7 protein-coding genes are annotated in these 5,954 nt (G+C 55.9%); 2 read left to right on the top strand and 5 right to left on the bottom strand.

What is annotated here, in order from left to right:
- Positions 1 to 61: 61 nt before the first annotated feature.
- Together EXR70_24710 and EXR70_24705 are read left to right on the top strand one after the other, a co-directional pair.
- Positions 62 to 406 carry a RidA family protein gene (locus tag EXR70_24710; GenBank protein ID MSP41699.1) on the top strand — a complete coding sequence of 115 codons (345 nt, stop codon included), beginning with the start codon at positions 62 to 64 and terminating at the stop codon, positions 404 to 406.
- A gap of 137 nt (positions 407 to 543) precedes the next feature.
- On the top strand, positions 544 to 732 hold the full coding sequence (locus tag EXR70_24705) for a DNA-binding protein (protein ID MSP41698.1): 189 nt from the start codon (positions 544 to 546) through the stop codon (positions 730 to 732).
- Between the two features lie 36 nt (positions 733 to 768).
- On the opposite strand, the gene EXR70_24700 is transcribed toward EXR70_24705, so the two are convergent.
- From EXR70_24700 to EXR70_24680, 5 genes are all read right to left on the bottom strand, one after another.
- A complete protein-coding gene (locus EXR70_24700) occupies positions 769 to 1,155 on the bottom strand; it encodes a VOC family protein (protein ID MSP41697.1) in 387 nt (128 codons plus the stop codon).
- 158 nt (positions 1,156 to 1,313) lie between these two features.
- Positions 1,314 to 2,291: an ABC transporter substrate-binding protein gene (locus tag EXR70_24695; protein ID MSP41696.1), complete on the bottom strand. Its 978-nt coding sequence runs from the start codon at positions 2,289 to 2,291 to the stop codon at positions 1,314 to 1,316.
- A gap of 168 nt (positions 2,292 to 2,459) precedes the next feature.
- A complete protein-coding gene (locus tag EXR70_24690; GenBank protein ID MSP41695.1) occupies positions 2,460 to 3,590 on the bottom strand; it encodes an amidohydrolase in 1,131 nt (376 codons plus the stop codon).
- An 85-nt stretch (positions 3,591 to 3,675) separates the two neighbouring features.
- Positions 3,676 to 4,764 carry a hypothetical protein gene (locus tag EXR70_24685; GenBank protein ID MSP41694.1) on the bottom strand — a complete coding sequence of 363 codons (1,089 nt, stop codon included), beginning with the start codon at positions 4,762 to 4,764 and terminating at the stop codon, positions 3,676 to 3,678.
- Between the two features lie 58 nt (positions 4,765 to 4,822).
- Entirely contained in the window at positions 4,823 to 5,797 is a 975-nt protein-coding gene (locus tag EXR70_24680) for a hypothetical protein (protein ID MSP41693.1), read from the bottom strand.
- Positions 5,798 to 5,954: the final 157 nt, after the last annotated feature.

Below are 5,954 nucleotides of genomic sequence, written 5' to 3'. Positions count from 1 at the left end.
TTATGACGGCCTTCCGATTGTCTTACTGTTGCCTAATGCCTAACTTGAAGGAGAACGAATTATGGACATTCAACGAATCAATCCGCGCGAATGGAACTGCAATGCCGCGGTGTTTGGCGACTTGGTATTTTGCTCAGGTATGGTTGCCGATGACAAGTCGCTCGACATGAAAGGGCAGACGGCGCAGGTGCTGCAAAAGATCGACGCGGTGTTGGCTCAAGCGGGGACGAACAAATCGCGCATCTTGAGCGCCACGATCTACATGCAGGACGCCAGTTTGAAGGACGCAATGAACGAAGCCTGGATGGCCTGGGTCGACCGCGCAAATCTGCCGACGCGCACCGCGGTGGGCGCGGTGCTGACACCCGGCACGATGGTGGAGATCACCGTTTGCGCCGCGAAATAGCCGGTCGAGATTTTTGCCAATCGTGATTCGCCACGCCATTTTTTCATACATGGCGCCAAGAAAATCAGCGTTCCGGGCGGGCTTGACGTTGGCTGAGGATTCAAATAAAACCTAGCTTCGATTAGCGAACGTAAACCATGCCCGATCAACTTTTGACCTTGGAACAGGTCGCCGAATATCTGAACGTCGATAAGTTCACCGTCTACCGATTGCTGGCGGACAAGGAGCTGCCGGCGTTCAAAGTCGGCAACCAGTGGCGCTTCAAACGTAAGATGATTGAGAACTGGTTGCAGAAATATTCCAACGCCAAACGCAAAGACCAGTAACCCGAACAGCGTTGATTGGTTGCCAATAGCGCTGCGCTATTCCGCCTCCCGACAAACCGCCTCGACATTGTAACCGTCCGGATCCCAGACAAACGCTGCATAATAGTTGGCACTGTACTGCGGCCTCGGCCCAGGCTTGCCATTGTCTTTGCCGCCGGCGGCGATAGCGGCTTGGTAGAAAGCATCGACTAGCGCGCGGCGGTTTACTTGAAAGGCGATGTGCGCGGTGACCTTGCCGGGATCGCCTTGGTAGAGCCAAAGATCGGCGCGCGGCGGTTCGCCGAATCCCGCGCTCGCCGCCGGTCGGCTCGGCGTGACGCCGTATTCGCGAATCATTTGGTAGCCGATGGGTTGGAGCGCCGCGCTGTAAAAGCCTTTGCTGCGTTCAATGTCGCTGACGATGATGCCGATGTGAGCGATCATGGAGTTCCTCCTTGGAAAAGAATCGGACTCGGATGATTGGCCGCACCCTTCGACGATGCTCAGGGCGATCGGGACTGCAAAGGGCGCAAAAGAAATTCGATATCTTTTCTCTGTGTTCTCTGTGCTCTCCGTGGTGAAATATCTTCTCTGCTTTACCACTAATATCCGCTAGCGTGGATTTTTTGGATCAGGCTGTCGTCGATGATCGATTCCGGTTTGAGGGTTTGCAGTTTGGGATTGGTGCGCAGGAGTATGGAATAGATTTTTTTCACGCCCTCAGGTTTTGGCTTCAAGTCGATGCTATAGGTTGCCAAGAGTCCGTTGTAGCCGCTTTCGGCATCTTCGACCCGCGGCAGCCGGAGCACCCGCGCTATTGATTTCAGGACCGCGGATTTGTTTTCCGGTTTGACGAAGAAATGCATGGCGTCCAAGGTCCCTTGCAGCATTGCTTCGTAATGTTTTTGCTCCTGGCGAAAGGTGGCACGGCGGGCGATCAATGATGAGCCGAGATAGGGTATCGGCGATTTAGTGAGGTCTAGTAAAACTGTGAAACCTTTTTTCTTGAGCGGCGCGCTGAAGGTCGGTCCCATCCATGAGGCGTGGGCGCGGCCGTTTTCGAGGGCCTGAATACGCGACGCCTGATCGCCGAGAACCAGGAAGTTGATCTTGTCGCGGTCGGGATCGAGGCCGAAGTGGTCCAACGCCAGCATGTTGTTGGCCCAGCCGCCGCCGCCGATGCTTTGAATGGCGATGGTTTTACCGCGCAACTCTTCGGCCTTCTTGATTTCCGGCCGCGAGATCATGTCACCTTCGGGTTTATTGATCAGCGTCGCGATGGCGACCACGTCCAAGCCGCCGGCGGCGACGTTCATAACGTTATTCGAACTGGTTAAAACTGCCGAGACATCGCCCGAGACCAGCGCTGACATCGCCAACGGTCCGGTGCGCATAAAAATCACTTCCACATTAAGTCCATGCTTGCGGAAAATCCCTTGGTCGACGCCGACCCAGAGCACCGCGGGGTTTTCACCGCTGGTGCCGTTGGCGACGCGGAAGGTCGTTAAAGACTGAGCGTGGAGCGTGACCGTGTTTGTGATCGTGGCTAAAACGAGGATCACGCGGCATATCAATTTCATAGTAATTTCAGTCTCTGTAGTTTTCTCCCTCGCCCATTCCGATGGGAGAGGGTCGGGGTGAGGGCGAAAAAAGGGCGGGTTTAAAACCCGCCCCCTACGACAACTATTTTGCGTCTTTTGTAGCCCCGATCGCCCTGAGCATCGTCGAAGGGTGCGGTTAATTGAATCCTAATTTGTGGCCAAGCCGTAAAACCGCTCGGCATTTCTGTAGCGCACGCCGTCTTTGTCTTCTTTCGTCAGCCGGGGATTTTCGTCCAGCTCTTCGAGTTCTTCTTTGCAAGTTTCGTTGTTGACCTCATGGGGAAAGTCCGAGGAAAAAATAAACGGCTTATTGCCGACCACGCTGACCGCGAAGGGCAAGGTCAGCTCATCACCCTCGACGCCGACGAAGATGCGGTCTTCATCGACATGACGCTTGATATAATCGGTGACCGACTCCTTGTCGCGAAGCTTCATGAATCGGCCGCGCGGATCGTACTGGATATGACTGTTCCAGGCGCGCTCCAGCCGCTCGATACAATTGACGAACCAGCCGGCGCCGGCTTCCATGAAGCCGAAGCGAACCTTGGGATATTTGTCGAAGACGCCGCTGAACAGGAGTCCCGAGAAATTCACCATCTGGCCGAAGGGATGGCCCAGCGCATTGACCGGCGCGTAGGGCGTCATGTCGTCGAGTCCCATGTTGTCGTGCACGCCGCCATGGATGCCGATGCAGCAGCCAAGGCGATTGGCCTCTTCGTAGATCGGCCAGTACTTGTCGTCGCCCAAATGATTCTGCGCGCCGGCGACGCCGGTGCTCGGCAGCATGGCGCCGCAGAACCCCAGCTCTTTAACGCTGCGTCGCAGTTCTTTCACCGCTTCCTGCGGTTCTTGCAATGGGATCAAACTCAAGGCCTGAAAGCGCGAACTCTTGCTCAAGTATTCGTCGTGCATCCAGTCGTTGTAAGCTTTGGCTAATTCGATGGCCCAGTCGAGACTGACGACGCGGCCGAAGGACAAACCGTTGGTCGGGTAGAGCACGGCACTAGTGAGGCCGACATCTTCCATGAAATCGATCCAGCCTTCGCGGCCGACTTTGGCGAAGGCGCCCTCCGGTAAAATATGCGCATTGGCGGCGTGCAAATGGTCATTAGGTGGATAAGGACCGCGCGCCGCGCCGAAGCGTTCACGGTAAACCGCCGGCATACGCGCCGCGATCTCGGTATGGGATTCGACGACATGGCCGTCGCCGTCGATGATTTTGTGTTTTTTGTTGCTCATCGTTCTTCTCCTAAATGCTAGAGCCTGCGTAACTGTCATTCCGAGGAGCGAAGCGACGAGGAATCTCGGCTTATCGGCAGAGATCCTTCACTTCGTTCAGGATGACCCTCGCGAAACGAGAGGGTCAATTCGCCAACTGATAAAACCTCTTCGAATTGCCGAACAGGATGGCGTCCTTGTCGGCTGGTTTAAGATTCGGGTTCTCGCGCAACTCTTGCAGCTCGTGTTTGCAGGTCGCGGCGTCGACTTCATGGGGATAGTCGGTGGAGAAAAGATAGGGCTTGTTGCCGGTGATACGCACCGCCTCGGCGATGCTCAGCTCTTCGCCTTCGCAGCCGACGAAAATCCGGCCGTCGTCGATGTGGCGGTTGATATAGTCCTTGATCTTCTCGCCTTTCTTAAGCTGTAAGAAACGGCCGCGCGGATCATGCTGCACATGGCTCGCCCACGAGCCGTTGAAGCGTTCCATGCAGGTGAGCAGCCATGCGGTTCCCGCCTCCATGAAGCCGATGCGCAGGCCGGGGAACTTATCGAAGATGCCGTTAAAAATAATCCCGGCGAAGGCGATCATCTGGCTCATCGGATGGCCGAGCGCGTTGGGCACGGCGTAGGGGCTCATGTCGTCCATCAATAAATTTTCATGGGCGCCGCCGTGGATGGCGATGGCGCAGCCCAAACGTTCAGCTTCGCCATAAATCGGCCAATATTTTTGCGAGCCAAGATGCGGCATGTTGACGCCCATGGACGGCAGCATGGCGCCTGAGAAACCGAGATCGCGGACGATGCGGCGCAACTCGATCACAGCTTCGGCCGGCTCCTGCAACGGGATCAAGCCCATCGCTTTGAAGCGCGGACTTTTTGAAAGATAGGTGTCGTGCAGCCAATTATTGTAAGCGCGCGCCAGCTCGATGGCCCAGTCGCGGCTGACGATCTTGCCAAAAGCGAGACCGGCGCTGGTGTAGAGCACGGTGGTGCCGATGCCGACATCTTCAAGAAACAGCTCCCAGCCTTCGCGGCCGACGTTGGCGAAGGCGCCTGGAGGGGTGATGTGGCGATTCGCCGAATGTAAATGGTCGATGGGCGGAAACGGGTTTTTGCCGCGCGCTTCGGAAAAACTTCTCGCGACATATTCCTGCGGCATGTACTTGACGATGGAGGCGATATCTTCGACCACGTGGCCGTCGCCGTCGATGATTTTTTGGGTGGTGTTCATTTTGTTTTTCTCTTTGCTCGATTAACTAAAAACTAAACACTCAAAACTAAAAACTCTTTTACGCCGACTTGCGCGCCGCTTCTTTCACCAACGGATACTTGGCACACAGGGTTTTCCAATACGCCGCGATCTTCTTGCTGTTGTCGTTGACTTCGTCCGGTACGATTCGCCACGGCGCGCGCAGCGGCCCAGCGGTGCAGTAGCCGGCGTGATTGACGGCGAGTTTGAAAACGTTCTCGCGCCAGACGAGACTGCCGATGTTGGGGCCGACGCGGTTCAGCCCTTCGAGATCGAGGCAGAGCTGTTTGGCGAGTTCCCAGTTCTGTGCCACGCAAGCATCGCGCAACGCCATCACCGGTGACGGCCCCATCCAAACGTTGAATGACCAGCAGCCCGCCGCGCCCATTTGATAGTAAGGATACATCTGGGTCTGGTTGACGAAGAGGCTCATCTTGCCTTTGGTGAGATTGGTCAGCTCGACGAATTGCAGCGGCGTGCGGTGGCTATCCTTCATGGCGACGATGTTCGGTTTCTCGGTGAGCTTCTTGAACGCGCTCACCGGAATCGTCACGCGATGATGGGTCGGGTTGTGATAAATCATCACGCCCATTTTGGGCAGCGCGTCGGCGACGTCGTGATAGAACTGCACCGCGTTGTCGACGCTCGCTTGATAATAGAAGGGCACGCCGAGCAGCACGCCGTCGGCGCCGGCATCCTGGGCAAACTTCGCCTGGCGGATCGCCTCGCGCGGATTCAAATTAGTACAGCCGATAAACAGCGGCACGCGCTTCTTGTTCGCCGCGACAGTCGCCTCGATCAATTTTTTATGCTCGTCCCACAACAGCGTATGAAACTCGCCGAAGCTGCCGGTGGTGGTCAGCACGTTGCAGCCGCCGTCGGTGATAATCTTATCGACCGTGCGCGTCAGCTCGACGGTATCGACCGTATCCGTCGCGTCGATCCGATCGCCGTCCTTCTTGGTAAACGCCGGCATCATAGTCATGATGCCCTTGAGATCGTTGGCAGTAATCACGTAAGGCTTCTTAAGGAACCTCTGAACAACTGCCCTGGAAGCAGGGCAGCGGAGGATAGATCGTTTTTTTCGTAATGAGTTACAGTTTTTGCGAAGTTATATCAGATTACATTTTGCTCTCGTGGTTAATAGGGTCCTTAGTTTTGCCTCGATTTGC

This window comes from Deltaproteobacteria bacterium (assembly GCA_009692615.1).
Classification (GTDB): Bacteria; Desulfobacterota; Binatia; order UBA9968; family UBA9968; genus DP-20.
The sequence above is the reverse complement of the archived record's forward strand: the minus strand, read 5'-3'. Positions and strand labels throughout refer to the sequence as shown.

Coding starts and splice junctions, on each gene's coding strand:
- EXR70_24710 (MSP41699.1), top strand. CDS start 62: ATGGACATTCAACGAATCAATCCGCGCGAATGGAACTGCAATGCCGCG.
- EXR70_24705 (MSP41698.1), top strand. CDS start 544: ATGCCCGATCAACTTTTGACCTTGGAACAGGTCGCCGAATATCTGAAC.
- EXR70_24700 (MSP41697.1), bottom strand. CDS start 1,155: ATGATCGCTCACATCGGCATCATCGTCAGCGACATTGAACGCAGCAAA.
- EXR70_24695 (MSP41696.1), bottom strand. CDS start 2,291: ATGAAATTGATATGCCGCGTGATCCTCGTTTTAGCCACGATCACAAAC.
- EXR70_24690 (MSP41695.1), bottom strand. CDS start 3,590: ATGACAGTTACGCAGGCTCTAGCATTTAGGAGAAGAACGATGAGCAAC.
- EXR70_24685 (MSP41694.1), bottom strand. CDS start 4,764: ATGAACACCACCCAAAAAATCATCGACGGCGACGGCCACGTGGTCGAA.